This window comes from Streptomyces sp. NPDC057280, from assembly GCF_042668605.1.
Lineage (GTDB): Bacteria > Actinomycetota > Actinomycetes > Streptomycetales > Streptomycetaceae > Streptomyces.
Genome location: NZ_JBHUYR010000018.1, coordinates 61,684 through 86,675 on the forward strand (window position 1 = coordinate 61,684; position 24,992 = coordinate 86,675).

24 protein-coding genes and 1 pseudogene are annotated in these 24,992 nt (G+C 69.7%); 16 read left to right on the forward strand and 9 right to left on the reverse strand.

Annotated elements, in window-relative coordinates; genetic code table 11:
- The first annotated feature begins 50 nt into the window (after positions 1–50).
- Entirely contained in the window at positions 51–959 is a 909-nt protein-coding gene (locus ACFUO4_RS44755) for a FadR/GntR family transcriptional regulator (RefSeq protein ID WP_079309008.1), read from the forward strand.
- A gap of 35 nt (positions 960–994) precedes the next feature.
- Here ACFUO4_RS44755 and ACFUO4_RS44760 read toward each other — a convergent pair whose 3' ends face one another.
- Complete coding sequence (locus tag ACFUO4_RS44760; protein ID WP_059195787.1) at positions 995–1,183, reverse strand: hypothetical protein; 189 nt, start codon at positions 1,181–1,183, stop codon at positions 995–997.
- 190 nt (positions 1,184–1,373) lie between these two features.
- On the opposite strand from ACFUO4_RS44760, the gene ACFUO4_RS44765 reads away from it, so the two are divergent.
- The 6 genes from ACFUO4_RS44765 to ACFUO4_RS44790 all read left to right on the forward strand — a co-directional run bounded on the left by ACFUO4_RS44765 (position 1,374) and on the right by ACFUO4_RS44790 (position 9,206).
- The gene (locus ACFUO4_RS44765) at positions 1,374–2,252 is read left to right on the forward strand and encodes a winged helix-turn-helix domain-containing protein (protein WP_079309007.1); all 879 of its coding nucleotides are present in this window, start codon (positions 1,374–1,376) and stop codon (positions 2,250–2,252) included.
- Positions 2,253–2,281: 29 nt separating this feature from the next.
- A complete protein-coding gene (locus tag ACFUO4_RS44770) occupies positions 2,282–3,010 on the forward strand; it encodes an HAD family hydrolase (protein WP_383496820.1) in 729 nt (242 codons plus the stop codon).
- 201 nt (positions 3,011–3,211) lie between these two features.
- A complete protein-coding gene (locus ACFUO4_RS44775) occupies positions 3,212–4,084 on the forward strand; it encodes a GntR family transcriptional regulator (protein ID WP_079309005.1) in 873 nt (290 codons plus the stop codon).
- A 298-nt stretch (positions 4,085–4,382) separates the two neighbouring features.
- A complete protein-coding gene (locus ACFUO4_RS44780; RefSeq protein ID WP_383496824.1) occupies positions 4,383–6,515 on the forward strand; it encodes a phosphotransferase in 2,133 nt (710 codons plus the stop codon).
- Positions 6,512–7,120 carry a TetR/AcrR family transcriptional regulator gene (locus ACFUO4_RS44785; RefSeq protein ID WP_383496827.1) on the forward strand — a complete coding sequence of 203 codons (609 nt, stop codon included), beginning with the start codon at positions 6,512–6,514 and terminating at the stop codon, positions 7,118–7,120. Before ACFUO4_RS44780 ends, ACFUO4_RS44785 begins: the two co-directional genes overlap by 4 nt.
- A 58-nt stretch (positions 7,121–7,178) precedes the next feature.
- The gene (locus ACFUO4_RS44790) at positions 7,179–9,206 is read left to right on the forward strand and encodes a HelD family protein (protein ID WP_383496830.1); all 2,028 of its coding nucleotides are present in this window, start codon (positions 7,179–7,181) and stop codon (positions 9,204–9,206) included.
- A 24-nt stretch (positions 9,207–9,230) separates the two neighbouring features.
- On the opposite strand, the gene ACFUO4_RS44795 is transcribed toward ACFUO4_RS44790, so the two are convergent.
- Positions 9,231–10,073, reverse strand: a complete 843-nt coding sequence (locus ACFUO4_RS44795; RefSeq protein WP_383496833.1) for a nitroreductase/quinone reductase family protein — start codon at positions 10,071–10,073, stop codon at positions 9,231–9,233.
- 224 nt (positions 10,074–10,297) lie between these two features.
- Here ACFUO4_RS44795 and ACFUO4_RS44800 point away from each other — a divergent pair, with 224 nt between their 5' ends.
- The 4 genes from ACFUO4_RS44800 to ACFUO4_RS44815 all read left to right on the forward strand — a co-directional run bounded on the left by ACFUO4_RS44800 (position 10,298) and on the right by ACFUO4_RS44815 (position 12,957).
- Complete coding sequence (locus tag ACFUO4_RS44800) at positions 10,298–11,026, forward strand: class I SAM-dependent methyltransferase (protein WP_383496836.1); 729 nt, start codon at positions 10,298–10,300, stop codon at positions 11,024–11,026.
- 169 nt (positions 11,027–11,195) lie between these two features.
- Positions 11,196–11,762 (forward strand): helix-turn-helix domain-containing protein, encoded by a 567-nt coding sequence (locus ACFUO4_RS44805; RefSeq protein ID WP_383496839.1) that lies wholly within the window; start codon positions 11,196–11,198, stop codon positions 11,760–11,762.
- 83 nt (positions 11,763–11,845) lie between these two features.
- The gene (locus tag ACFUO4_RS44810; protein WP_383496842.1) at positions 11,846–12,490 is read left to right on the forward strand and encodes a hypothetical protein; all 645 of its coding nucleotides are present in this window, start codon (positions 11,846–11,848) and stop codon (positions 12,488–12,490) included.
- Between the two features lie 131 nt (positions 12,491–12,621).
- A complete protein-coding gene (locus tag ACFUO4_RS44815; protein ID WP_373559653.1) occupies positions 12,622–12,957 on the forward strand; it encodes a DUF2516 family protein in 336 nt (111 codons plus the stop codon).
- A 112-nt stretch (positions 12,958–13,069) separates the two neighbouring features.
- Here the strand turns inward: ACFUO4_RS44815 and ACFUO4_RS44820 are convergent, their stop codons facing one another.
- From ACFUO4_RS44820 to ACFUO4_RS44830, 3 genes are all read right to left on the reverse strand, one after another.
- Positions 13,070–14,386 (reverse strand): PP2C family protein-serine/threonine phosphatase, encoded by a 1,317-nt coding sequence (locus tag ACFUO4_RS44820; protein WP_079309000.1) that lies wholly within the window; start codon positions 14,384–14,386, stop codon positions 13,070–13,072.
- Positions 14,387–14,645: 259 nt separating this feature from the next.
- Positions 14,646–15,725 carry a C40 family peptidase gene (locus tag ACFUO4_RS44825; protein ID WP_383496847.1) on the reverse strand — a complete coding sequence of 360 codons (1,080 nt, stop codon included), beginning with the start codon at positions 15,723–15,725 and terminating at the stop codon, positions 14,646–14,648.
- Between the two features lie 189 nt (positions 15,726–15,914).
- The gene (locus ACFUO4_RS44830; RefSeq protein WP_079308998.1) at positions 15,915–16,712 is read right to left on the reverse strand and encodes a class I SAM-dependent methyltransferase; all 798 of its coding nucleotides are present in this window, start codon (positions 16,710–16,712) and stop codon (positions 15,915–15,917) included.
- A 198-nt stretch (positions 16,713–16,910) separates the two neighbouring features.
- Here ACFUO4_RS44830 and mshA point away from each other — a divergent pair, with 198 nt between their 5' ends.
- A complete protein-coding gene (gene mshA, locus ACFUO4_RS44835) occupies positions 16,911–18,248 on the forward strand; it encodes a D-inositol-3-phosphate glycosyltransferase (protein WP_059195801.1) in 1,338 nt (445 codons plus the stop codon).
- Positions 18,241–18,762 carry a YbjN domain-containing protein gene (locus ACFUO4_RS44840; protein WP_383496851.1) on the forward strand — a complete coding sequence of 174 codons (522 nt, stop codon included), beginning with the start codon at positions 18,241–18,243 and terminating at the stop codon, positions 18,760–18,762. The genes mshA and ACFUO4_RS44840 overlap by 8 nt, the downstream gene beginning before the upstream one ends.
- On the opposite strand, the gene ACFUO4_RS44845 is transcribed toward ACFUO4_RS44840, so the two are convergent.
- On the reverse strand, positions 18,754–19,548 hold the full coding sequence (locus tag ACFUO4_RS44845) for an AraC family transcriptional regulator (protein ID WP_383496854.1): 795 nt from the start codon (positions 19,546–19,548) through the stop codon (positions 18,754–18,756). The two genes, ACFUO4_RS44840 and ACFUO4_RS44845, sit on opposite strands and share 9 nt — an antisense overlap.
- A 49-nt stretch (positions 19,549–19,597) precedes the next feature.
- Here ACFUO4_RS44845 and ACFUO4_RS44850 point away from each other — a divergent pair, with 49 nt between their 5' ends.
- Both ACFUO4_RS44850 and ACFUO4_RS44855 read left to right on the forward strand, forming a co-directional pair.
- Positions 19,598–20,095: a DUF2000 family protein gene (locus tag ACFUO4_RS44850; RefSeq protein WP_383496858.1), complete on the forward strand. Its 498-nt coding sequence runs from the start codon at positions 19,598–19,600 to the stop codon at positions 20,093–20,095.
- 307 nt (positions 20,096–20,402) lie between these two features.
- Positions 20,403–20,627 (forward strand): hypothetical protein, encoded by a 225-nt coding sequence (locus ACFUO4_RS44855; protein WP_079308995.1) that lies wholly within the window; start codon positions 20,403–20,405, stop codon positions 20,625–20,627.
- A gap of 139 nt (positions 20,628–20,766) precedes the next feature.
- On the opposite strand, the gene ACFUO4_RS44860 is transcribed toward ACFUO4_RS44855, so the two are convergent.
- The gene (locus tag ACFUO4_RS44860; protein ID WP_383496862.1) at positions 20,767–22,026 is read right to left on the reverse strand and encodes an MDR family MFS transporter; all 1,260 of its coding nucleotides are present in this window, start codon (positions 22,024–22,026) and stop codon (positions 20,767–20,769) included.
- A 152-nt stretch (positions 22,027–22,178) separates the two neighbouring features.
- On the opposite strand from ACFUO4_RS44860, the gene ACFUO4_RS44865 reads away from it, so the two are divergent.
- Positions 22,179–22,940, forward strand: coding sequence for a phosphoglyceromutase (locus ACFUO4_RS44865; protein ID WP_079308993.1), 762 nt, complete (start codon positions 22,179–22,181; stop codon positions 22,938–22,940).
- 100 nt (positions 22,941–23,040) lie between these two features.
- On the opposite strand, the gene ACFUO4_RS44870 is transcribed toward ACFUO4_RS44865, so the two are convergent.
- Together ACFUO4_RS44870 and ACFUO4_RS44875 are read right to left on the reverse strand one after the other, a co-directional pair.
- Complete coding sequence (locus tag ACFUO4_RS44870) at positions 23,041–23,220, reverse strand: hypothetical protein (RefSeq protein WP_383496866.1); 180 nt, start codon at positions 23,218–23,220, stop codon at positions 23,041–23,043.
- Positions 23,221–23,597: 377 nt separating this feature from the next.
- Positions 23,598–24,798 (reverse strand): annotated as a pseudogene (locus ACFUO4_RS44875) (tyrosine-type recombinase/integrase).
- Positions 24,799–24,992 lie beyond the last annotated feature (194 nt).

Genomic DNA, 24,992 nt, shown 5'->3' on the forward strand with positions numbered 1-24,992 from the left:
CATAACCACCTTTCACTGAACTGCCCAAAGATGGCGGGAAGTTGTAGTGTTTGGTCGTGGACCCGAAACCCGCCTCCGTCAATGGGCTGGAGAAGGCGCAGCGGTCACAGAAGTCTCCTCGCGAGGTGGCGGACGAGCTGCGTTCCCGTATCCGGTCCGGTGAGCTGCGGCCGGGTCAGCGCATGCCCACCCAGGCCCGGCTGGCGGACGAGTTCGGCGTGGAGCGTGGCGCCGTACGGCAGGCCCTGCGCATCCTGCAGTCGGAGCGACTGCTCACCAACGTGTCCAAGGGCAGCCCCGCGACGGTCGCCCCCGACCTCGGCAGGGCGCTGACCGGGCCCGGAGCCCCACCGCTGCCGACCATGGTCGCCCTCGCGCCGCGCATCGCCGCCGCCTTCGCCGCCCCGCACGTGGAGATCGACGCCCTGTGTCTGACGTCGGTCTCCTTCAACCTCGCCCTCGGTGAACCGCTGCGCCAGATCCACGCCGGACGACTGAAACCGGCCAAGGTCGACGTCCGCGTCCTGCTGCCGAGCCGGGACATCGACCTCGCCTTCCCGATCCCCGTGGACCCCTCGACGGACGGCAGGGTGCAGCGCCGCTGGCTGTCCCAGCGCAACGCCCAGGGCCAGGTGCTCCAGCACAACCTCCTCGCCCTGCGCGCCACCCACGGCATCGACGTCAAGGTCACCTTCCGCGCCCTGCCCTTCACCCCGCCGGTGAAGCTGTACCTGCTCAACAACACGGAAGCGCTCTTCGCCTACTACACGCTCTCCAAGCGCGAGGAGGAGATCGACCACGAGCAGCTGGTGATGTACGACGCGGAGGGCACCCAGTCGATGCTGTTCGCCTTCGAGCAGGGGGCCGGGCTGCGGGACACCACCTTCGTCGAGCAGTCGCACCTGTGGTTCAACGCACTGTGGGAGACGATCAGTTCGGAGCTGACGCTCACGAGCTGAGGTCTCCCACAGAGGTGGATCCGGGCTGTGCTTCTTCATAGGGCCTGCCCCGAGACGAGGAGCGCGAGCACCACGGCACCGACGGAGCTCAGGGCCGGGCTCTTGGCCTTGAGGCCGACACTGAGGAGCAGCAGGCCGAGGATGCCGGCAGCGCCGTACTTCCACTGGATGGTCTGCTCGATGCCGACGACGAAGATGGCGGAGAGAAGATAGATGGCAGGCACGGTGATTCCCCCTTAGGGCGTGAGGCGGGCATCCGGGGCGAGCGGATGTGGGGGGTTGGGCGATGAGGAGGCAAAACTTCCGCCAACTTGTCTAAGTTGGCAACCAACTCTGCTGTACTTGTACCCACTTGGTCCTAACTCGGAAACAACTCTCCAACAACTCCCGCCAGATGGATCAGAGTTGTACCGTTTGGTCGTGACCCAGGAGAACGTGGCAGTGAACGGCAGCAGAAAGCTCTCGCCCCAGGAGATCGCCGACATCCTCCGGGACCGAATCCGCTCCGGCGACCTCAAGGCGGGCGACCGCCTGCCCACCCAGGCCGAACTGGCCGAGGAGTTCAACGTCGAACGGGGCACCGTTCGCCAGGCCCTGCGCGCGCTCCAGGAGGACGGCCTTCTCAGCAACGTGAGCAAGGGCAGCCCGCCGCGGATCGCGGAACCTGCCCCGGTGCGCGGGGCCCCGCAGCCGACGATGGTCGGGCTGGCCCCACGGCTGACGGAGGCGTTCGCGGCGCCGCACGTGCGCGTGGACGTCGTCAGCCACACCTCCGAGACCCTGATGCTGGCCCTCGGCGACTCGCTCCGCCGCATCCACGAGGGCACGATCCACCCCGAGTCCATCGAGTTCCGCGTCCTGCTGCCGTCCCGGGACATCAACCTCGCCTTCCCGATCTCGGTCGAACGCGACGGCGAGGAGGACCCGGTCCACCGGCGCTGGCTGGAGATGCGCAACGCCCAGGCCCACGTTCTGAAGTACAACCTCAACGCCGTCCGCTCCACACACGGCATCGACGTCCGCATCACCTTCCGCGCGCTGCCCTTCACTCCGCCGGTGAAGATGTACCTGCTCAACGGCGAGGAAGTGCTGCTCGGCTACTACATGCTCGAAAAGCGCGAGGAGGAGTACGAGAGCCGGACCCTGGAGATGTACGACGCCCTGGGCTCCCAGTCTGTCCTGTTCTCCTTCGTCAAGGCGGCGAGCCAGCGGGACGCGGCGTTCGTGGAGGAATCCCAGAAGTGGTTCGACGCCCTCTGGGAAACCATCACGACGGACCTGACACTCTCCTAGTGACTTCTGATACGGCGCAGACTGATTCGGTGACAGCAGAGACAGAGAACGATCCTGAAGCACTGGAAGACCTCCGGGAGCTGATCAGGCACGCCCGAGTCGTGCTGTGGGACTTCGACGGCCCGATCTGCCGGCTGTTCGCGGGGCACTCGGCGGAACGGGTGGCGGCGGAACTGGTCGAGTGGCTGGAGAGCCGCGGCCTGCACGGCCTGGTGACGGACGAGGAACGAAAGTCCCTCGACCCCCATGTCGTCCTGCGCGCCGTCGACCTCCGCCACCCCGGCAGTGACCTGGTGGCGGAGTTGGAGGAACGTCTCACCCAGGAGGAACTGCACGCTGCGACGTCGGCGATGCCGACGATGTACGCCGACCCGCTGATCCGGACGTGGGCCGCGGTGGGTTCACGTCTGGCGATAGCGACGAACAACTCCCCGAGGGTGGTTCGCAAGTACTTGGCCGGACGGGGTCTGACTGCTTGCTTCCATCCCCACATCTACGGCCGCACCCAGAACCTGCACCACCTCAAACCCCACCCCCACTGCCTCAACCACGCCCTGAACGCGATGGGCGCGGCCCCCTCGGCGGCCCTGATGATCGGCGACACCCCGTCGGACTACGAGGCCGCGCAGAGCGCCGGCGTCTCGTTCCTGGGCTACGCGCGTAACGGGCGTAAGGAGCGGTTGTTGCGGGAGGCGGGGGCCTCGGTGGTGGTCAACTCGCTGGATGTGGTGCGGGACGTGCTGCTGGGGCGGGTCTGAGCCGGTGACGCCGCAACAGAGGCATTCTGGCCCACCTCCCTTCCACTTCACCGCCAAGGCCTCAACTGCCCGGCCAATTGGACTGGTTGACTTGTGGGTGGTCTGCCCGGCCTGACTGATCCCTTAACCAACTGGGCAGTCCACTCGTGGAATTGACTGGAGATTGGTTTGCCGGTGGACGGCAGGCGGTACGGTCGAGGCGTGGACGCACGGGGCAATGGCGACAGCGGCGGCAAGGAGTTCCAGCGGGTCGCCGAGACGCTGCGCACCCGGATGACGGACGGCACCTACTCGGTGGGGTCCTTCCTGCCGCCGCAGCGGGAACTCGCCGAGGAGTTCGGAGTGTCGCGGGACACTGTTCAGCGAGCTCTGCGGGAGTTGGCAGACGAGAGCTGGATCGCCTCCCGGCAGGGGAGCGGTTCCCGGGTGATCAAGACCCAACTGATCAAGTCGGCGGCACCCAAGGCGGTCAGATCGCGGCACGGGGCGACGCTGAGCCACATCATCGGATCGGCGTTCGAAGCGCCCGAAGTCACCCTGGACGTCTACACGCTGACCGCTGAGTCACTGGACGCCCACATCCGCGTCCAGGCCGAGCGCATCCACGCCGGTGAGATCTCCCCCGAGCGTATCGCTCTGCGGCTGCTGCTGCCGGACACCACGCAGCCGCTGCCGTATCCGCGGGTGAAGGGCAAGAAGGAGGACATGCGTCTTCAGGATCGGCTGCGGGCCATTAGTCATCGTCATACCGAGTCGTTGCAGGGGTCGCTGAAAGATCTGCGGACCGAGGGGCTGGTTCCGTCCGTGGGCGTCGAGATCCACCACACGCCACTGGTCCCGCCGTTCAAGCTCTACCTCATCAACCGCGCCGAAGCTCTGCACGGCATGTACGACGTGATCGAGCGTCAGATCGAGCTGGACGACGGCGATGTGGTCACCGCGCTGGACGTCCTGGGGCTGGGCGCGACACTCACCCATCAGGTGAAAGACGACGACGCGAACTCGCCGGGATCTGTCTTCGTGGACAACATGCAGGCGTGGTTCGACTCCGTCTGGGCCCGGCTCTCGGAATAGCGGCCAAACGGTGACCGGGGGACATGGTTCGGTGCGCTAACATTCCCGCACCGCTGAGCAATCGCTCTGTTTCGCCCGTATGGACGTGGCAAAGAGCCAATCTCGCGCGGCCTGACGAACGAAGAGTGGCAAAACCACTCGTTATGGCTACTCAAGCCGGGCTCTGGTCGTGCTTGCTACAAACGGCACCTAGTGTTGCCGTGCCTCCCGTCTGTCGCGCGAACGATCCGGAGTGTGGCCTGTGGGCGCACCGCCTCTTCCAGAGACCCCGCCCGGGGCACGCACGGTCGAGGAGTTCGTGAGTCTGGCCGAGCAGCTGGGGCAGGCGACCAGCGGGCATCACAACAAGAACTTCGTCCTGCCTCTCACGGAACCCGCGGCACGGTTGGCCGGGCGGGACGCCGGGACGACGGTGACCGTGCGTATCCGGCGCGAAGAGGCGCTGCCGGTCGTCATCAGAACCTGGGCGGACGAGGCGGAGATCCTCGATGCCATTCAAGGCGTGCTGCCCCACGTTCCGCAGTGTCTCTACAAGGGCGACAGCTTCGCGATCCACAGCTATGTGGAGGGCGTGCCGCTGTCCAAGGTATGCAGCAACGGCAAGCCGGTCGACACCATGATCATCCGGGCGCTGGCGGGGCTGCTCGCGCAGATGACTCAGGTGCGCAGTGGGGTCTTGCCGGATCTGCCCTCCGACTGGCCCGGTAACCACACGGACAGCCAAGCGTTCTTGCGGGCGTTGGCATTGATGGCGGACCGGCAGATCAGGCAGCCCAATTGGGCTGCCTTCGGCGGCCTGTTCGCCGCCCTGGGCATTCCCGAGGACGCCATGCTGCGGTTCGCCGAGCGGGTGCCGGTCCTGTCCCGTCGACCGTTCAGTCTGCTCCACGCCGATCTGCACCGCGACAACCTGATCATGTCGTACGCCGGTGATCCACCGCTTATCTGCGTCGACTGGGAACTGGCGACCTACGGCGACCCGCTGCACGATCTCGCCACGCACCTGGTTCGCATGCAGTACCCGTCCTATCAGTGGGACGAGGTCATCGATGCCTGGGCGGCCGCAATGCGCCGGGTCCGTCCTGCGGCGGTGAAAGGTCTGACGAGGGACCTTCAGTATTACCTCGACTTCGAGCGAGCCCAGTCGGTCTATCCGGATGTGATGCGGGCGGCGCAGTCCCTGCAGAACTCACCCGACCAGAAGACCCTCGACGAGGCCAAGGTGAAGGTGGCATGGGCGCTTACGGCGGCCGCCGGCCCACTGAGACTCGGCAGCGTTCCGGACGCGCGGGAGATCGAGCGGATCCTCTTCAGGTGGCTGGCTGCGCGGAACGACGGGCGTGGCCCGATCGCCGAGATCGGCAAGTGGTCATGGGACCCACGCTTCCCCAAACACCCCGACTTTCCGCATACGGCCGTGGACGAGGCGCTGCGTGCGGAAGGCGCGGCGCCCGCAAGCCGGGTACTCAAGGGCACCGGGCACCTCAACACGATCGTGCATGTGCCGGGCATCCACTTCCCTGTGGTGGTGCGGCGCAAGGTGCCGAACGTCGACCGGCGCGAGCGGGGTTTTCTCAGCGAACACGCCGTGTTGCGCACCATCGAGGAATCGAAGGCGATGGTGGCAGCCCCGAGGTTCCTGGCCCTGGGCACGAGTTACCAGGGGGAACCATTCGCCATTCACACCTATGAGGGTTCCCCCGACCCGGATCAACCGCCCAGCCACCCCGTTCAGGGCCTGCTGCCGCACGAAGCCAACGCGCTCGTCGATCAACTGTGCGCACTTACTCAGGTGAACTACGAGGTGTTGGACCCGGCCGCAGGGGAGGGGTCCTTCTACGCTGCCCTGAGCGAACAACTCGTCCTTCTTGTCAGCGAATTGCCGAAGGAGTCCCAGCAGCTCGCCCGCCTGCTAGGGCTCCCGGATGCCGAGCGGCTCCGGCAGATCCTCGCCCGCCACCAGGTAGGCGATCGCAAGCCGGCCCTGCTGCACGGCGACCTCAACCCGTGGAACCTGGTGCGCCGCCCCGACCGGCAGGCCCTGACCATCATCGACTGGGAGATGGCTGTCGTAGGCGATCCGCTCTACGACCTGGTGCGGCATATGCACCTCACCCCCACGAAGCCAGAGATCCGGGACCGCATGTTCAACCGCTGGGCCCTCCGGCTAGCCCCCGAATACACCGAGGGCTGGCGGCGTGATTGGGGCGTGTACCGGTGGATCGAGATCGTGCGCTCGGCGTACATCGACCTCGACCGCCTGGTGACCGGCGCCAGCCTGGACGCCCCGAACGTCCGCCGCGCGCTTGACTCCTACTCGATGACCCTGACGGCGGCAACAGCCTCCCTCGGCATGCCGCTGCGCCGGATGCACAACCCCTATCTCGCCCGCACGCTCGTCAAGCGAGGCCCCCGTACCCTCACCCCATGACCACCCCCGGCCTGCGCGCCCGCAAGAAACAGCGGATGTACGAGACCGTCTCCGAGATCGCGATCCGTCTCTTCCTGGAAAAGGGCTACGACGCAGTCTCCGTGGCCGAGATCGCCGCCGCCGCCGACATCTCCAAACCCACCCTCTTCCGTTACTTCCCCGCGAAGGAGGACCTCGTCTTCCACCGCATCGCCGACCACGAGGACGAGGCCGCGCGGGTGGTGAGGGAAGGGCGGGGGGCGCCGCTCGAGGTGCTGCGGCGGAACTTCCTGGAGGGCATCGCGCAGGGCGACCCCATCACCGGGGTCAGTGACCACCCCGCCGTCCGTGCGTTCTACGACCTCCTCTACGGCACGCCCGCCCTCGTCGCCCGCCTGCATCTCCACCTCGAACGTTCCGAGGAGGCCCTCGCCGCGGCCCTCGGCGGTGATCTGGACGCGCGGCTGGCCGCCGGGCAGATCGTGGCCGTGCGGCGCATCCTCGCTCAGGAGAACTGGCGGCGGATCGGGGCGGGAGAGCCCGTCGCCGAGGTCAGGGACGCAGCTCTCGGTGATGCCGAGCGGGCCTTCGATCTGCTGGAGGCGGCCATGCCCCGGTACTCATGACGGCTGAGGCCCGGTAAAAAATTTAACTCGGTTACGTTATGTAGGTACGCTCAGTCCCATGACGTCACCCGACCCCACCCCGCTCACGCACACCCTCCACCTCGAACGCGCCCACCACGACACCTGCCGCGCCGCCCTCGCCGCCATGGTCGACGGCGCCCAGGAGCAGGTCGTCGTCGGTGAAGACGTCTCCGCCTCCGGTGCCGACGCCGAAGTCCTCGGCTATCGGCTGCGCAGCAAGGCCAAGGAGATGCGGGAGCTGCCCGAGGGGCCGTTGTTCTTCGGTCGGCTGGACTTCGACGGCAGTGAGCACGCCGGGCAGAGCTACCACGTCGGGCGGCTCCGGATCAGCGAGCACCCCGCCGCCCCACCCCTCGTCGTCGACTGGCGCGCCCCCGTCTCCCGCGCCTTCTACCAGGCGAGTGCCCATGATCCGCAGGGCGTCGCCGTGCGGAGACGGTTCGGGTGGTCGCCGGGGAGCAGGGGAGCCTCGGACGATCTCACCAGCCTGGAGGACGAGCATCTGAGCCGGGGCGAGGACCGCGCCAGCGACATCCTCGTCCGCGAGATCGAACGCCCCCGCGTCGGCCCCATGCGTGACATCGCCGCGACCATCCAGCCCGAGCAGGACGATCTCGTACGAGGTGATCTCGGCGTCTCGGTGTGCGTGCAGGGTGCTCCGGGGACGGGCAAGACGGCCGTCGGGCTGCACCGGGCCGCCTACCTCCTCTACACCCACCCCCAGCGCGTCCAGCGCGGCGGCATGCTGATCCTCGGCCCCAACCGCACCTTCCTCTCCTACATCGCGCAGGTCCTGCCCGCCCTCGGCGAGACCGGCGTACGGCAGTCCACGCTGGCGGAGGAGATCGGCGGCCGGCATGCGGTCACGGGCCGCGACGATCCACCCGCCGCCTTGCTCAAGCACGACGTGCGCATGGCCGAGGTGCTGCGGCGGGCGCTGTACGCGCGCGTGTCGGCGGAGCGGGCCGGGGAGATCGCGATTCCCGAGGGGGCTTACCGGTGGCGGGTGCCGGGGGAGGCGTTCGCGCGGATCGTGGCCGGGGTGCGGGCGGAGGAGCCGCCGTACGCCGTCGGGCGCGAGCGGGTGCGGACGCGGGTGGTCGCCTGCATCCAGGCGCTCGCCGAGCGGCGGGCGGGTCCGCCGCCGAACGCGTGGGTGCGGAAAATGGCGACGGCGGTCCGGCCGTACGTCGATGTCGTGTGGCCGCGGGTGCGGGCGGAGGAGGTCGTCGCCGAACTGCTGGCAGACGCAAGGGTGTTGGAGGCTGCGGGGCGCGGCCTGCTCGACGGTGACGAGCAGAAGGCGTTGCTGTGGCGCAAGCCGCCGCGGTCGTGGAAGTCGGCGCGCTGGTCGGCCGCCGACCTCGTGCTGCTCGACGAGGTCGGCGGGCTGATCGAGCATCCCGAGGGTTACGGCCATGTCGTCGTCGACGAGGCGCAGGACCTCTCCCCGATGGAGTGCCGGGCGATCGCGCGGCGGGCCGTGTTCGGTTCGCTGACCGTGCTCGGGGATCTGGCGCAGGGCACCACGCCGTGGGCCGCGCGGACGTGGGCCGAGCAGCTCACGCACCTGGGTCGGGCCGACGCCGCCGTCGTGCCGCTGACCACCGGGTTCCGGGTGCCGGAGGCCGTCGTGGGGCTCGCCAACCGGCTGCTGCGGCACCTGGACGTCGACGTACCGGAGGCCCGATCCCTGCGCGGGGACGGGGAGTTGAGGATCCGGGAGGCGGGGGAGGACCTCACCGGCGCGGTGGTCGCCGCCGTGCGCGACGCCCTGGCCCGGGAGGGGTCGGTGGGCGTGATCACGGCCGACGCGGACCTGCCCCGGGTGCGGGCCGCCCTCGACAAGGCCGGTGTCCCGGTGGCCGCGCCGGACGACCTGGCCGCCCGCGTGACCCTCACCCCCGCCACGCTGGTCAAGGGACTCGAGTACGACCATGTCGTCGCCGTCGAGCCCGCGGCGATCGCCGAGGCGGAGGAACGAGGGCTGCACCGGCTGTACGTGGTGCTCACGCGGGCGGTGTCGGGGCTGGAGGTGGTGCACGGACGGCCGTTGCCGTTCTGAGCCGAGGGGCCATGCCGTTCCGGGTCAGCCTTCCAGCAAGGGGATCAACTGCTCCTCCTCGAACGTCAGATGGGCCTTCAGCTCGGTCGCCAGCCGTTCGAACTCGGCCAAGGCCGTGCCGGGTTCACCGGCCGTCCACACCACCTGCCGCATCTCCAGCACGAGTTCGGCGATCCGCTCGTGCTCCTCGCGCAGCCGGGCCAGCGCGGGGGCGGCGGCGGGATGCCGGGCGGCGACGAACGGGAAAAGGGCCGAGTCCTCGCCGGTGTGGTGGTTGTGCACGCCCTGGCAGAAGGTGAGGCAGTTGACGCGGAGCTGGGCGCCGAGCGGGGAACCGTCGCCGCTCTTCCTCATCTCGTCGCGGATCCGGGCGAGTTCATGGCGGAAGTTGTCGTGGACGAGCTTGATCGCCTCGCCCATCGAGCCGGCCCGGATGTTCGGCGGGCCGGGTGCGGCGACCTCGTACAGGGCGACCACCGGGAGCACCCGGTCGCCAGCCTTCTCCTGGTACTCCGCCCAGCCCCGGTCGGCCTCCACGGCCCGCGCGAATGACCGGTCGCGTTCCTCGCCCTCCAGCACGACGGCCTGCGCCTCGTACGTGAACGCGCCTGCCTCCACCGTCACTTGGGGATGCGCGAGGACATTGCGGTACCAGTCCGGATGCCGGGTCGAGCCGCCGGCCGAGGCGATGACCAGGACGCGGTCGCCGCCGTCGGGGAGATAGCCGAGGGGAGTGGTGTGGCGGGTGCCGGTGCGGGCGCCGGTCGTGGTCAGCAGGAGCAGCCGGCCACCCTCCAACCAGCCGCCGACGCGGCCGTTGTTGGCACGGAACTCGTCGATGACCTGTTGATTGAAGTCGTTGGGCATTCTCGTCTTTCTCTTCGTCGTCGATCTCGTCGATCTCGTCGGTCTCTTGGAGGGGAGTCGATGGCGAAGGGAAGCGGCGGACCTCTGGCCCGCACGGGCCTCACGCGGAGGCCGGGTACCCAACTGTCGCGCGGCGCGTGGCCGCAAACCCGGCAGTCATGGGCGGGACGGTAGTCGCGGCCCGGGAAGACCGCCACTGGATTTCCCGCGAGTACGTTGGCCCCATGGCTGACGAGTGCTTCGAGCATCCGCGACTGGCCGCGCTCTACGACCCCCTGGACCCCGACCGCGCCGACCTCGACGCCTACGTCCGCATCGCGGCGGAGTTCGGGGCGCGCCGGGTGCTGGACCTCGGCTGCGGCACCGGCGTCCTCGCCCTCCGGTTGGCGGACCGCGGCATCGAGGTCGTGGCCGTCGATCCTGCCGGTGCGTCGGTGGACGTGGCCCGGGCCAAGCCCGGTGCCGGCCGGGTCCGTTGGATCTGCGGTGACGCTACGGACCTGCCGCCGCTCGCCGTGGACCTCGTCACCATGACGGCGAACGTCGCCCAGGAAGTCGTGGAGCCGAAGGCCTGGCGCGAGACCCTGCGCGGGGCGTATGCGGCACTGCGTCCCGGCGGCCGTCTGGTCTTCGAGACCAGGGATCCGGCCCGGCGCGCGTGGGAGGAGTGGAACCGTGAGGCGTCGTACACCGTGGCGGACGTACCCGGCACCGGGGCGGTCGAGAGCTGGGTCGAACTTCTTGACGTGTCGGGCCCGTTGGTGACGTTCCGGTGGACCTACGTGTTCGCCGCGGACGGGCAGGTGCTGACGTCGGACTCGACGCTGCGGTTCCGGGAACGGGAGGAAGTGGAAGAGCAGCTGGCCGCCGAGGGCTATGCCCTGGACGCCGTCCGCGACGCCCCCGACCGCCCGGGCCGGGAGTTCGTCTTCGTGGCGCGGCGCCCGCGGTGACGAGGGGCGGGCGGCCCGGGCGCCGGTCTCCGGTCAGGGCAGTCGGACTTCCGCGGCTCCCCGGGTGAGGACATCGCCGTCACCCGCCCGGGCCAACCCGTACGTGGCGTGGCGCACTTTTGCAAGCGGGTGCTTGCAATAGTTAGCGAGAGTGCGGCACAGTGGAGGCATGGCATCGCTCAACGTCGGCAATCTCGGTGAGTACCTGCGCGAGCAGCGGCGAAACGCCCAGCTCTCGCTCAGGCAGCTCGCCGACGCCGCCGGGGTGTCCAATCCGTATCTGAGCCAGATCGAGCGCGGGCTGCGCAAGCCGAGCGCGGAGGTGCTCCAGCAGGTCGCCAAGGCCCTGCGGATCTCCGCCGAGACGCTGTACGTCCGGGCCGGCATCCTCGACGCGGACCGGGACCGGGACGAGGTGGAGACGCGCGCCGTCATCCTCGCCGACCCCACGTTGAGCGAGCAGCAGAAGCAGGTGCTGCTCCAGATCTACGAGTCCTTCCGCAAGGAGAACGGATTCGGGACCGACGCCGGGGAGCGGAAGCAGGACGGCTCCGAGGAGCCGGAGCCCCCCGCCGCCGATGTCCCGGCCGAGGACGCGCAGAGCACTCAGAGCACTCAGAGAACTCGGAACAGCACTACCACGCGCCGTACCCGCAAGAAGAGCTCGGCGCCCGAGACCACGGCCCCCCGCACGGCCGACGGCAGCGATGCCGACCGGCAGCAGACGGCCAGTTGACGCCCATGCACCACGGACGTCAGAGCCGACCGACCGCGGGACCCAAAACCCTCACCTGAAAGCGACCCGGGAGGACCATCACCATGGCCATCACCGACGACATCCGCAAGGCCGTCACCGACCCGACCCCGCTCTACTTCCTCGCCGGCGCCGGCGACCTGGCCTTCCAGGAGGCCAAGAAGGTGCCCGGCCTCGTCGAGCAGCTGCGCGCCGAGGCCCCGGCCCGGATCGAGGCCGTCCGCGGCACCGACCCCAAGGCCGTGCAGGAGAAGGCCGCCGCCCGCGCCAAGGAGGCCGGTGCCCGGGCCAAGGAGGCCCAGGAGAGCATCCAGGCCAAGGTCGGCGAGTTCATCGCGACCCTCGACGGCGACATCAAGAAGCTCGGCAGCACGATCGACGCCGACCTGAAGAAGTTCGGCGAGAGCGCCCAGGACTTCGCCCTGCGCAGCGTCGGCGTCGCCGCCGAGTACGCCGTGAAGGCGCGTGAGACCTACGAGAAGGTCGCCGAGCACGGCGAGCAGGCCGTCAAGACCTGGCGTGGCGAGGCCGCCGAGGAGATCGAGGAGCTGGCCATCGCCGTCGAGCCGAAGGCCGAGCCCGTCGAGGTCAAGGAGGAGCCGAAGCCGGCCGCTGCCGCCGCTCCGGCCCCCGCGAAGAAGACCGCCGCGAAGAAGGCCCCGGCGAAGAAGACCACCACCGCCAAGAAGACGACGCCGCCCGCGAAGTAGTCGGCGGACAGCCGGAACAGACGAACAGCTGGAACAGGCAGTGGGCCGGGCACCTCGGGGGTGCCCGGCCCGTTGTACGGGTACGGTGACCGCGTAATGACGAGCCGAGTCAGGTGGTGGACGTTGTGCTGATGCAGGGTTTCGCGGGATTGATGTGGCTGCTCTACCTCGCGATGCTGGCCTTCGCGGTGGTGGCCTTCGTGATGGCCGCCTTCTTCCGCGAGGACGCGTACCGCGCGGCCGACAAGCAGGGCAAGGGCTTCTGGCTGATCATCCTCGGCATCGCGGTGGCCGTGAACCTGCTGGTCCCGATGCTGTTCCTCCAGCTCGCGGGCCTGGTCGCGTCGATCGTCTTCTTCGTCGACGTACGTCCGGCCCTGCGCCAGGTGTCCGGCGGCGGCCGGGGCCGCAGGGGCGGCGGTTCGAGCAGCGACGGCCCTTACGGCCCTTGGAACGGCGGCAGGTAGAAAGGCCTTCAGAGGCGCGGGGCTGTTTCGATGTGCGGCTCGGCCGCGCGGGCGTGACCAGCCACGACGGACGCGCGCGCGGCACACGCAGGCCCCGCAACGGCGCGTAGCCCTAGGCCGCCCGATCCAACAGCACAACCGCCACGTCGTCCGCCAACTCGCCCCCGTTGAGCTCCCGCACCTCATTCACGGCAGCCCGCAACAACGCCTCCCCGCGCAGCCCTTCACCCAGCTGCCGCCGGACCATCTCCACCATGCCGTCCTGCCCGAGCCGCTCCCGTCCCGCACCGACGCGGCCCTCGATGAGCCCGTCGGTGTAGAGCATCAGGCTCCACTCCCGCCCCAGCTCCACCTGCATCCGCGGCCACCGGGCCCCGGGCAGCAGCCCGAGGGCGGGCCCGTTGTTGTCGTACGGCAGCAGCCGCGCCGGCCGCCCCGGGCGGGCCACCAGCGGAGCCGGATGCCCGGCCAGGCACAGCCCGGCGCGGCGGCCGTCCGGCGCGATGTCGACCGTGCACAGCGTCGCGAAGATCTCGTCGTCGGCCCGCTCGTGCTCCAGGACCTGCTGGAGCGTCCCCAGCAGCTCGTCCCCGCACAGCCCGGCCAGCGTCAGCGCCCGCCAGGCGATCCGCAGCTCCACACCCAGCGCCGCCTCGTCGGGCCCGTGCCCGCAGACGTCGCCGATCATGGCGTGCACGGTGCCGTCGGAGGTCCGTACGACGTCGTAGAAGTCACCGCCGAGCAGCGCGCGCGAGCGTCCCGGCCGGTAGCGGGCGGCGAAGCGCAGCGTGGAGCCCTCCAGGAGCGGCGTGGGCAGCAGCCCGCGCTCCAGGCGCCGGTTCTCCTGCGCCCGTACGCGGCCCTCCGCGAGCCGCCGCTCGGCGGTGTCGGAACGTTTCCGCTCCACGGCGTAGCGGATCGCGCGGCTCAGCAGCCGGCTGTCCAGCTCGTCCCGGAAGAGATAGTCCTGGGCGCCCACGCGCACGGCCTCGGCGCCGCGCTCGGCGTCGCCGGAGGCGGTGAGGGCGAGCACGGCGTGCCGCGGGGCGAGCTGGAGCACGTGCTTGAGCACGGCGAGCTCGTCGTCTTCTCCGGCGCGCACCGGCGCGGGCAGCGCCAGGTCGAGCAGGATGCAGTGGACGTCGTCGGTGAGCAGGCGCTCGGCCTCGGTGAGGTTGCGGGCCGTGCGGACGCGGATGGGGTTGCCGGCGGCGTCCAGGAGCTCGGGCACGACCGTGGAGCCGCCGGGATCGTCCTCGATCACCAGCAGCGTCAGATGGGTGCCGTGGTGCTTCTCGACCGTGCCGTCCTTACGCGGGGTCTCCTCCTTCGGAGGGCCGCCGACCGGGCCGCCGAGTGCTGTCGCGGCCTGCGCCTGACCACCTTCCACGGCCGGGATCGCTCTCTGCCGCGGTACGGGTACGGGCATCGTCTTGGGTTCCTTCCCTCCCCCCGAGGGCATGGTGGGGCGAGGGACCTCGACCCACCGACGGGGACCATAGCGGTAGTCGGCGCCGCAACGGAATGGCGTGGGGCACGCTGCTCGGCGGGCGGCCGCTGTCATATGCCGCGTTCCCTACCGCAGTTGGACACCCCGCCCGAAGTGCGGGAATGACGAACGTCACGTCCAGGAAGGGTTTGTGCGGCGTCCGAGGTGCCCTGCGTCACGTGACCCCCGCCACGCGGCCTCACGCGTCCGGCCGCACCACCGCCAGGATCGGCATCGACCCCGCCCCCGCGATCGTCACCGTCCGCCCCGGGCGCGGGGCGTGCACGATCGCGCCGTCGCCTATGTACATCGCGACATGGCTGGCATCGGAGTTGTAGATGATGAGGTCGCCGGGCCGCATGTCCTTGATGTCGATTTTCTTCAGCTGCTTCCACTGCTCCTGCGAGGTCCGCGGAATGGGCTGCCCGGCACTGGCCCAGGCCTGCGAGGTGAGTCCCGAGCAGTCGTAGGACCCCGGCCCCTCGGCGCCCCACTCGTACGGCTTGCCGATCTGCGAGGTCGCGTACTCCACGGCCTTCTTGCCCTGCGCGGAGGCCTTGCCGTTGATCTCGTCGAGGATGCCGGAGTCGAGCCAGGTGCTCTGCGCCTTGTAGGCGGCCTCCTGCTCCAGCCGCGCCAGCCGCTCCTTCTCCTTCTTCTCGAGCTTGGACTCGAGTTCCTCGGCGGTGGCGATCTGCTGCTTGACCTTCTTCTTGGCGGCGGCCTTGGCCTTCCGGTTGGCCTCCAGCCTCTCCCACTGCGCGGAGGCGTCGTCGGCGTACTGCTCCAAGTCCTCCTGGGTGCGGGTCAATTCCTCCAGCAGCCCCTTGGTGGCGCGCTGTCCCTGGAGCACCCGTCCGGCCCCGTTGAGGAAGTCCTCCGGGTCGTCGCTGAGCATCAGCTGCGCCTCGTCGGGCAGTCCGCCGCTGCGGTACTGGGCGGCGGCCGCCGCACCCGCCCGCTTCTTCAGCTCGGCGAGCCGCTCCTGCCCCTTGACGATCTTCTTCGCCAGCGCCACGATCGCGGCCGACTGCTCGTCGGCCGCCTCCTCGGCGGCGTTGTACTGGTCCGTGGCCACGGCGGCGTCGTGGTACAGGGCGTCCAGCTTCTCGCGTACGGCCTCGAGGTCCTTGCCGGGCGCCGCGGAGGGCGAGGCGCTGGGGGTCGGTGTCGGTGTGGGAGTCGGTGCCGCGAACGCCGTACCCGGAGCCGCCAGCACGGTGACCGCACAGACCACGGTCACGGCCGCCGTCAACAGCCCCCGCTTGCCCGCACCCATACCTCTGCCCCCAAACCTGATTTACCGTCAGTAACTTACGGACGCTTGGGGGATCGTGCCATGTGCCACCGAAAAGCGACAGAGGTCGTGCTTCAGCGGTGCTTCGCTCTTCCTGCCCCCCGTTCCCACCCCCGACGACGATCTCCCCGCCTTTGTGACGAACGACTCACGGAGATCGTTCCCCGCAGCTCAGCGGCCCCGGGGCGCCAACGCCTCCCATGCCAGGGTCACTTCGCCCTGCCGCCACCGCACAGGCCCGTCCACCACCGGCCAGTCGGCCCGCATCTCCCGCACGGCCCGCATCCACCGCTGCCGGGCGCCGTACGACGCATAGGGCGCGGCGGCGGCCCAGGCCCGGTCGAAGTCCCGCAGGAAGGCATGCACGGGTTCCCCCGGCACGTTGCGATGAATAAGAGCCTTCGGTAGCCGCTCGGCGAGATCGGACGGCCGCTCAAGTGACCCCAGCCGAGCAGCGAACGTGACGGTCCGCGCCCCTTCCGCCCCGAGCGCGACCCACACATGCCGCCGCCCGATCTCGTCACAGGTCCCCTCGACGAGCAGCCCCCCGGGCGCGAGCCGCGCACAGATCCGCCCCCAGACCTCCGCGACCTCGCCCTCGTCGTACTGCCGCAGCACATTCGCCGCCCGCACCAGCACCGGCCGCTGCGGTATCGGGATCTCGAACCCACCGTGCCGGAAAACGAGCCCCTCCCGCTCATAGGGCTTGGCGGCGGCGACCCGAGCGGGCTCGATCTCCACCCCGACCACACGCACCCGCGGGGCGACGGTACGCAGCCGGCCGAGCAACTCGACGGCGGTCCACGGGGCGGCCCCGTACCCGAGATCCACGGCGACGGGGTCCTCGACCCGCCGCAGCTCGGCCCCATGGGTGGCGGCGATCCAGCGATCCATCCGCCGCAGTCGATTGGGATTGGTGGTCCCGCGCGTGACAGTGCCCACGGGACGGGTACTGGCACGAGATGTCATACGTACGAGGGTATGCGGCGACTCGCCACCGCCCTCACGCACAACGCAACGCAAGCCCGAACAGTTGAGCGCCTTCGGTAATGCGAGGGCAAAAACTGCCCCGCCCGGAATGGGAACCAGCCCCTCCGACGTTGCACCCCCTTGGAGGGCGCCCCACACCCTCCGTCCGGCATGCCCGCAGCAAGGAGGAAACGCCACGTGAGCCAGTACGTCAGCAGGCTCGGGCGTCGTTCCCCGGCCACGCCCCCCAGGCTGAGGCTGCACCGTCGCCCGCGCCGCGTGGCGATGCTCTCCGTGCACACCTCCCCCCTCCACCAGCCCGGCACCGGCGACGCGGGCGGCATGAACGTCTACATCGTCGAGCTCGCGCAGCGCCTCGCCGCGATCAACATCGAGGTCGAGATCTTCACGCGCGCGACCACGGCCTCCCTCCCGCCCACGGTCGAGCTGTCCCCCGGGGTCCTGGTCCGGCACGTCGACGCCGGCCCCTACGAGGGCCTCGCCAAGGAGGACCTCCCCGCCCAGCTGTGCGCCTTCACGCACGGCGTGATGCAGGCCTGGGCCGGCCACCGCCCCGGGTACTACGACCTCGTCCACACCCACTACTGGCTCTCCGGCCACGTCGGCTGGCTCGCCGCCCAGCGCTGGGGCGTCCCCCTGGTGCACGCCATGCACACCATGGCCAAGGTCAAGAACGCCAACCTCGCCGACGGCGACACCCCCGAGCCCGCCGCCCGTGTCATCGGCGAGACCCAGATCGTGCAGGCGGCGGACCGGCTCATCGCGAACACCACCGAGGAACGCGACGAACTCGTCCACCACTACGACGCCGACCCCGCCAAGGTCGCCGTCGTCCACCCCGGCGTGAACCTGGACCGCTTCTGTCCCGCCGACGGCCGCGCGGCCGCCCGAGCCCGCCTCGGCCTCCCCCAGGACGCCCTCATCCCCCTCTTCGCGGGCCGCATCCAGCCCCTGAAGGCCCCGGACATCCTCCTGCGCGCCGTCGCCGTCCTCCTCGACGAGCGCCCGGAACTCCGCTCCCGCCTGGTCGTCCCCGTGGTCGGCGGCCCCAGCGGCAGCGGCCTGGCCAAGCCGGAGGGCCTGCAGAAGCTGGCCGCCCGCCTGGGCATCGCGGACGTCGTACGCTTCCGCCCGCCCGTCGGCCAGGACCAGCTCGCGGACTGGTTCCGTGCGGCATCCCTGCTGGTCATGCCGTCGTACAGCGAGTCCTTCGGCCTGGTGGCCATAGAGGCGCAGGCGACCGGCACCCCGGTCCTCGCGGCCGCGGTCGGCGGCCTGCCGGTGGCGGTCCGCGACGGCGAGACCGGTTTCCTCGTACGGGGCCACAATCCCGCCGACTACGCGCGCGTGCTCGCCCGTTTCGCCGACGACCCGCAGCTCACCCCCCGCGCGGGCGCCGCGGCGGCCCGGCACGCGCAGTCCTTCGGCTGGGACACCGCGGCGGCGGCGACGGCCGACGTCTACACGGCAGCGACCCAGGCCCACCGCCGTCACGTACGCTCCCACCATGGCTGACACGGCGAAAACGGAGAAAGCGGCGCAGGTCATCGAGACCGTCCTCAAGGACAACGAACTCGACTGGGAGAGCCCCGCCCCCGGCACCTACGTCGTCCAGCTCCCCGGCACCCGCAAGCTGAAGACGACGGTCTCCCTGCTCGTCGGCCGGCACTCCCTCTCCCTGAACGCCTTCGTCATCCGCCACCCCGACGAGAACGAGCCGGGCGTCCACCGCTGGCTCCTGGAGCGCAACCTCAAGCTGTACGGCGTGAGTTACGCCGTCGACCAGCTCGGCGACATCTACGTCACCGCCAAGCTCCCGCTCGCCGCGGTCACCCCGGACGAGATCGACCGTCTCCTCGGCCAGACCCTGGAAGCGGCGGACGACAGCTTCAACACCCTCCTGGAACTGGGCTTCGCGAGCGCGATCCGCAAGGAGTACGAGTGGCGCGTCTCCCGGGGCGAGTCCACCCGCAACCTGGACGCGTTCGCCCACCTCACGCAACGCCCGACGGGCGGCCCCTCAGACTGACTTGGCGTACCGCCCCGGCGTGACCCCCACCAACTTCCGGAAGTGCCGGGTGAGATGGGCCTGGTCGAAGAACCCGGTGGCCGTGGCCACCTCGCCGGGCCGCCGCCCCTCCAGCAGCAGCCGGCGGGCCCGGTCGACGCGGCGGGAGGTGAGGTACTGGTGCGGGGCGATGCCGTAGGCGGTGCTGAACGCCCGTACGAGATGGGCGGGATGGGCGTGCAGCAGTGCGGCGGCCTCCTTCAGGGCGACGCCCTCGACGATCCGCGCGTCCAGCAACTCCCGTAGTCGCCGGGCGAGTCCGGGGTCGGCGCGCGGGACCTCCGTGACCAGGCGCGGCCGTAGATGGGCGGTGAGCCGCTCGCCGATGAACGTCAGCCTGCTGGCCGCCTCCAGCTCGTCGCCGGGATGGTCGAGGGCGTGGTGCAGCTGCCCGACGCGCCGCCGCAGCACCGGGTCCCGCAGGTCGGGGGTGTCGACGGCCGACCCGACGAGGTCCGCGCCGAGCAGTGAGGTGTCGAGGTAGACGACCCGTTTGCGGAAGCCGCCCGGCGTGGCGGGGGAGCCGTTGTGCGGGACGTGCGGCGGCAGCAGCGACACGGTGTCGTGCGGGGTGCCGTGCTCGTGCCGGTCGAGGTCGTACCGTACGGCCCCGTCGTCCACGATCAGCAGCGTCCACGCCTCGTGGACGTGCATCGGGTAGGCGTACCCCGTGAAGTGCGCGTGGAAGACCTCCACGACACCCGGGACGGCCGGGCGCCAGGCGGTGACTTCCTGCCGGGTGGCCATGCAAAGAACGTACAAGACGAAACCGTACGACCGCCCGCACGCTTCCTGCATGAGCACTGAACCGATCCCTAGCGCTGAACCGGTCCGCAGCACTGAACCGGTCCGTGGCACTGAACCGACCCGCAGCGCTGAACCGGTCCGTTTCGACACCAAGATCGCCGTCCTGCTGCGCGAGGACCTGGAGTCCTGGCAGCGGCTGAACGTCACCGCGTTCCTCGTCAGCGGCCTCGGCACCGAGGTCCCCGAGGTGGTCGGGGAGCCGTACGAGGACGCGGACGGGGTGCGGTGTCTGCCGATGTTCCGGCAGCCGGTGCTGGTCTTCGAGGGCGCCAAGGAGACGCTGAAGGCGGCCCACGCGCGCGTGCTGTCCCGCGCGCTGCCGCGCGCGGTGTTCACGAGCGACCTGTTCGCCACCGGCAACGACCGCGACAACCGGGCGGCGGTACGGGCCGTACGGACGGCCGACCTCGACCTCGTCGGGATCGCGGTCCACGGCCCCCGCAATGCCGTCGACAAGGTCATGAAAGGCGCCCGGATGCATCCGTGACGGAATCTGCACAGACCGTCCGCAACCATGCCGCGGGCGGGCGCTGTTGATGCGGAGTTGTCCCGTTCGCGCGCGTGAGCGCGGCCCCGGTCGGCCGCCCGTGGGGTGCCGGGTGTAGAGAACCTGCCCCCAATTCGTGGACAGGCCCTCATGGTTGGGTCACCTCCGCGCTCAACCGCACTGCGACGAGCGCGGACGCGCTGGATGCCGGGCGCGCTCCGTGGTTTGATCCTGCGCACCGCGCCCCGCCCGCTGTCCCCCGCGGGGCGGTCCCCCCAAGTGCACCCATGCGAAGGGCTGTTTCCTCATGAACTCCGCTCCCCAGGTTCAGACCGCCGAGCTCTCCGACGCCGACCTCGACACCGTCTCCGGTGGCCTGGCCCCCCAGATCACCGCCACTGTCGGTGACACCACGCTCAGCAGCGCGGACGTCCTCGCCCAGCTCGACTCGGTGAAGGCCACCGCCCTGGGCACCGTCGGCGGTGCGCTGGGCGCGCTGCCGCACGAGGTCGGCGTGACGGCGAGCTTCTGACCCAGGGCTTCCGACGTCAGGTTTCCGGCCTCAGGCCGCTGCTCGTGTGACGACGAGCCGAGCCCCCTGCCCGCGTATCCGTCCGGGCAGGGGGCTCGTCGCCGTTCCGTGTCTCTGTGTCTCTGTGTCTGTCTGCCTGTCAGGCGGCGCTGACCTCGGGCTTCGCCAGGGACGGCGGTTCCGCGAGGACCGGCTCCTCGGTCGGCAGCCGCCGCATCAGGGCCGCGTACCCGACGCCGGCCACCGTCCCGACGACCGCGCACATCCCCCACAGCCACTCGGCGCCGTAGTGGTCGATGACGAGACCGGACATCAGCGGGGCGACGAGGGAGGCGACGGCCCAGGACAGGGTGTACATGCCCTGGTAGCGGCCGCGGCCGTGGACGGGGGAGAGGCGGACGACGAGGCTCGTCTGGGTCGGGGCGTTGACGATCTCGGCGAGGGTCCACACGCAGACGGTGAGGGCGAAGACGCCGATGGACCCGGCGAAGGCGGTCAGCCCGAAGCCGTACCCGGCGAGAAGGGACGAGATGACGAGCAGCCGGCGCGGGTCGCGGTGCTGGATGAACCGGGTGACGGGGATCTGGAGCGCGACGATCAGCACGCCGTTGACGGCGATGGCCATGCCGTAGTCGGCGGGCGTGAACCCGGCCTCACCCATCGCCACCGGAAGTCCGACCGAGCCCTGCTGGAAGACGAGGGCGACGAGGAAGGACAGCCCGACGACACCCATGTACCGCCCGTCGCGCAGCACGGTCCCGAGGCCGACCTCGGTGTCCGCCTTCGCCTCGCTCGCCGTGCGCTCGGGCCGTGACTCGGGCAGCTTCAGGAAGACGACGACCGCGCACACGGCGGTCATGGCGGCCTCGATGAGGAAGCCGGCGAGGTAGCTGAACTCGGCGATGAACCCGGCGCCCATGGAGGAGACGGCGAAGCCGAGGTTGATGGCCCAGTAGTTGAGGGAGAAGGCCCGCACCCGGTCCTCGGGCCGCACGATGTCGGCCATCATCGCCTGCACGGCCGGCCGTGAGGCGTTGGAGGTCAGGCCGACGAGGAAGGCGACGGCGGCGATGGCGGCGGGGTGGTGCATGAACCCGAGCAGGGCGACGGAGGCGGCGGTGGAGGCCTGCGCGGCGAGCAGTGTGGGCCGCCGCCCGAGCCGGTCGGTCATGACGCCGGCCCCGATGGAGGAGACGACACCGCCGAGCCCGTGCAGTGAGGCGACGAGACCGGCATAGGCGGCGCTGTACCCCCTGTCCAGCGTCAGGTAGAGCGCCATGAAGGTGGCGACGAAGGCGCCGAGGCGGTTGACGAGGGTGCTGGTCCACAGCCACCAGAACTCGCGGGGGAGCCCGGAGACGGTCTCCCGGAGGGCGCGTCTGACGGCGACGAGTGGCATGACCAATCCCCCGGTGATGTAAGCGTCCCAAGCGGCGATGAGAACTTACATAACAGGGCTCCGGCGAGGCCACTCAATTAACAGATCCCGTCAAGAGTCCGCCCATCGAGCGCAGGCGCGAGCGGCCGAGCCCTTGGATTACGCTCATACGCATGGCCGACGCACCGTACAAGCTGATCCTCCTCCGCCACGGCGAGAGCGAGTGGAACGCGAAGAACCTGTTCACCGGCTGGGTGGACGTCAACCTCAACGAGAAGGGCGAGAAGGAGGCGGTCCGCGGTGGCGAGCTCCTGAAGGACGCCGATCTCCTGCCCGACGTGGTCCACACGTCCCTCCAGAAGCGAGCGATCCGCACGGCGCAGCTGGCCCTCGAGGCCGCCGACCGCCACTGGATCCCGGTCCACCGCAGCTGGCGCCTGAACGAGCGCCACTACGGCGCCCTCCAGGGCAAGGACAAGGCGCAGACCCTCGCGGAGTTCGGCGAGGAGCAGTTCATGCTGTGGCGCCGCTCGTACGACACCCCGCCGCCCCCGCTCGAGGACGGCACGGAGTTCTCCCAGTCGGCGGACCCCCGCTACTCCTCCATCCCCCCGGAGCTGCGCCCCCGCACGGAGTGCCTGAAGGACGTCGTGGTCCGCATGCTCCCGTACTGGTACGACGGCATCGTCCCCGACCTCCTGGCCGGCCGCACGGTCCTCGTCGCCGCCCACGGCAACAGCCTCCGCGCCCTGGTCAAGCACCTGGACGGCATCTCGGACGCGGACATCGCGGGCCTGAACATCCCGACGGGCATCCCCCTGTACTACGAACTCGACGCCGACTTCAACCCGGTGACCCCGGGCGGCCGCTACCTCGACCCGGAGGCGGCAGCGGCGGCGATCGAGGCGGTCAAGAACCAGGGCAAGAAGAAGTAACTCGACGCGATTAAGCCCCCCACCTGCGGTTTCCCTGCGGGTGGGGGGCTTTTCCGTGGCCTCGGGCCGTCTCTGGGCCGTCAGCTGCTGGATCGGGCCGTCAGGTGCGGCGTCGCCAGCGGCGAATGCGGACGTCGAGGACGATCAGCAAGGCCGTCGGGATGACGATCTCGGCGGGGGCGCTGGCCCAGAGGGCGAGTGCACCGCCGGCCGTGCCGATGAGCGCGATCGGCAGGTCGCGGGGACAGATGTCGACGGTGACACCTGCGCGTGGGACCATGTGGCCTCCATCTGTGGTCGGGTTCCTGGCAAGGGTTTCTGAGTACAGAAACGGAAGCGAATGCCGCCCCTGCTCGGGCGGCATTCGCACGTAGTGAGACTTTTTCACAGCTGCGCGTTGCGAGACAAACGCGCAGCTAGGGGAGGCTTTCTACTTCTACAGTAGAAAAGTAGAAGGCTGCTGCGTTCTGTGAGCTGGACGCTTTGTTCAGCGCCTTGAACAGCGGAGACTCTGCCTGGCGGGGGAGATTCTCGGGTGCCTGTATTGCAATACTCCACCTGGTCTTAGCCTTCCAACCTTGCTTGCGTGCAAGATTGCACTAGGGCTTGGAATCTGAGCTTTGGGCTCACTTTTAGAGCCTAGGAAAGCCGAGTCGCTCAGATTCTGCGTCCAAATTCTTCGTATGTGTGAGCGACGGCCTTTCGTGTGCGTTCCTGGCTGGACGGCATGAGGTGTGCGTACACACGGAGGGTCAGACCCGGGTCCGAGTGGCCGAGGTACTCGGCGAGGGCCTTGATGTTCTCTCCGGCGTCCAGGAGCACCGAGGCGTAGAAGTGGCGGAGGGCATGCATGCCGTTCTCGCGAGACTCGGCGTACGACTCACCTGGCTGCCGCTCGGGGATGACCCCGGCCGCAGCAAGCGCCCGCTTCCATACCTCCTCGTTGAGGGATGTACGCCAGACATGCCCGCCACGAGGCCCGGTGAAGATCAGCCGCTTGGTCACCGAAGGCCCGCCAGCGATTTTCCAGGGCAAGGTGATCTCGACTGGCGGGCACCGCTTCATGTGCGCCTGGAGCGCATCGGCGACGGGCCCGGGAAGTGGCACGTCTCGGAGCTTGCCACCCTTCGGCGGCGCGAAGACGGCCTTGCTTCGGCTCAGCTTCAGTTGCTGGACAACGTGCAGCGTGCCCGCCTCAAAGTCGATCGCGTCGACCGCGACGCCGAGGATCTCGCCCTGTCGCAGCCCGCATCCGGCGCTCAGGTCGACCATGGCCTGAAAGCGCTCAGGCATGCCGGCCCGGACGGCGAAGACGCGCTCCGGCGTCCACGGGGTGACCCGTCTGTCGTCGACGGTCGGCGGCCGTACGGACCGAGCGGCGCACGGATTCCGGGAAAGGTGCCCGTCGTCCACAGCCGCACTCAGCGCCGCTCGCACGTTGGAGTAGATCGTCCGGGCGTACGCCCCATGGACCCCGTTCTCCTTGAGCTGCCTCAGCCAGCCGCGGATATGCGCAGGCTGGAAGGAATCCAGAGGGCGCGTACCCAGGTACGGGTACGCGTGCAACCGAAGCTGCGACTCCATCGACGCCTGGGTGTTCGGGTCGGGCGCGTGAGTGACCCACTCTTCCGCGTACTGCTGGAAGGTGATCCTGGCCGCACGCGGGTCGACGTACTGCCCCCGCGCCATGTCCGCCTCGGTGTGCGCCAGCGAGCCGCTTTTGCCGGTCCGGAAAGCTCTTCGACTTTTCGGTCCCCTCGGGCCCCACGTACCGGGCCCGGTACCGCATGCCCGAGCCGTAACCTGCGAACCCCATCTCCGGGTTCGCGAGGACCACTCTGCCACTTAACTTGCCCACTCGTCTATACGAGTATGCCTGTTGGGGCGTACGAGTTCGAAAAGCCGGATCCGCGCATCGCCCGAACCCGCGCGAACTCACCCGAACGAACCGTCCTCTCGGATGGCGAAGAGCTCGCAACCGTCGTGCTCAAAACGGGCTCGACCGTCGAACGCGGAGCCGGGATGAGTGCAGACTCCCCAGTCCCGCCCCAG

What these genes read in the sequence shown, in the direction of transcription:
- ACFUO4_RS44820 (WP_079309000.1), bottom strand. Translation starts at nt 14,386, where the DNA reads ATGCCCGTACCCGTACCGCGGCAGAGAGCGATCCCGGCCGTGGAAGGT.
- ACFUO4_RS44830 (WP_079308998.1), bottom strand. Translation starts at nt 16,712, where the DNA reads ATGACATCTCGTGCCAGTACCCGTCCCGTGGGCACTGTCACGCGCGGG.
- ACFUO4_RS44840 (WP_383496851.1), top strand. Translation starts at nt 18,241, where the DNA reads ATGGCTGACACGGCGAAAACGGAGAAAGCGGCGCAGGTCATCGAGACC.
- ACFUO4_RS44795 (WP_383496833.1), bottom strand. Translation starts at nt 10,073, where the DNA reads ATGCCCAACGACTTCAATCAACAGGTCATCGACGAGTTCCGTGCCAAC.
- ACFUO4_RS44865 (WP_079308993.1), top strand. Translation starts at nt 22,179, where the DNA reads ATGGCCGACGCACCGTACAAGCTGATCCTCCTCCGCCACGGCGAGAGC.
- ACFUO4_RS44810 (WP_383496842.1), top strand. Translation starts at nt 11,846, where the DNA reads ATGGCCATCACCGACGACATCCGCAAGGCCGTCACCGACCCGACCCCG.
- ACFUO4_RS44855 (WP_079308995.1), top strand. Translation starts at nt 20,403, where the DNA reads ATGAACTCCGCTCCCCAGGTTCAGACCGCCGAGCTCTCCGACGCCGAC.
- ACFUO4_RS44850 (WP_383496858.1), top strand. Translation starts at nt 19,598, where the DNA reads ATGAGCACTGAACCGATCCCTAGCGCTGAACCGGTCCGCAGCACTGAA.
- ACFUO4_RS44800 (WP_383496836.1), top strand. Translation starts at nt 10,298, where the DNA reads ATGGCTGACGAGTGCTTCGAGCATCCGCGACTGGCCGCGCTCTACGAC.
- ACFUO4_RS44860 (WP_383496862.1), bottom strand. Translation starts at nt 22,026, where the DNA reads ATGCCACTCGTCGCCGTCAGACGCGCCCTCCGGGAGACCGTCTCCGGG.
- ACFUO4_RS44785 (WP_383496827.1), top strand. Translation starts at nt 6,512, where the DNA reads ATGACCACCCCCGGCCTGCGCGCCCGCAAGAAACAGCGGATGTACGAG.
- ACFUO4_RS44790 (WP_383496830.1), top strand. Translation starts at nt 7,179, where the DNA reads ATGACGTCACCCGACCCCACCCCGCTCACGCACACCCTCCACCTCGAA.
- ACFUO4_RS44845 (WP_383496854.1), bottom strand. Translation starts at nt 19,548, where the DNA reads ATGGCCACCCGGCAGGAAGTCACCGCCTGGCGCCCGGCCGTCCCGGGT.
- ACFUO4_RS44825 (WP_383496847.1), bottom strand. Translation starts at nt 15,725, where the DNA reads ATGGGTGCGGGCAAGCGGGGGCTGTTGACGGCGGCCGTGACCGTGGTC.
- ACFUO4_RS44815 (WP_373559653.1), top strand. Translation starts at nt 12,622, where the DNA reads ATGCAGGGTTTCGCGGGATTGATGTGGCTGCTCTACCTCGCGATGCTG.
- ACFUO4_RS44805 (WP_383496839.1), top strand. Translation starts at nt 11,196, where the DNA reads ATGGCATCGCTCAACGTCGGCAATCTCGGTGAGTACCTGCGCGAGCAG.
- ACFUO4_RS44870 (WP_383496866.1), bottom strand. Translation starts at nt 23,220, where the DNA reads ATGGTCCCACGCGCAGGTGTCACCGTCGACATCTGTCCCCGCGACCTG.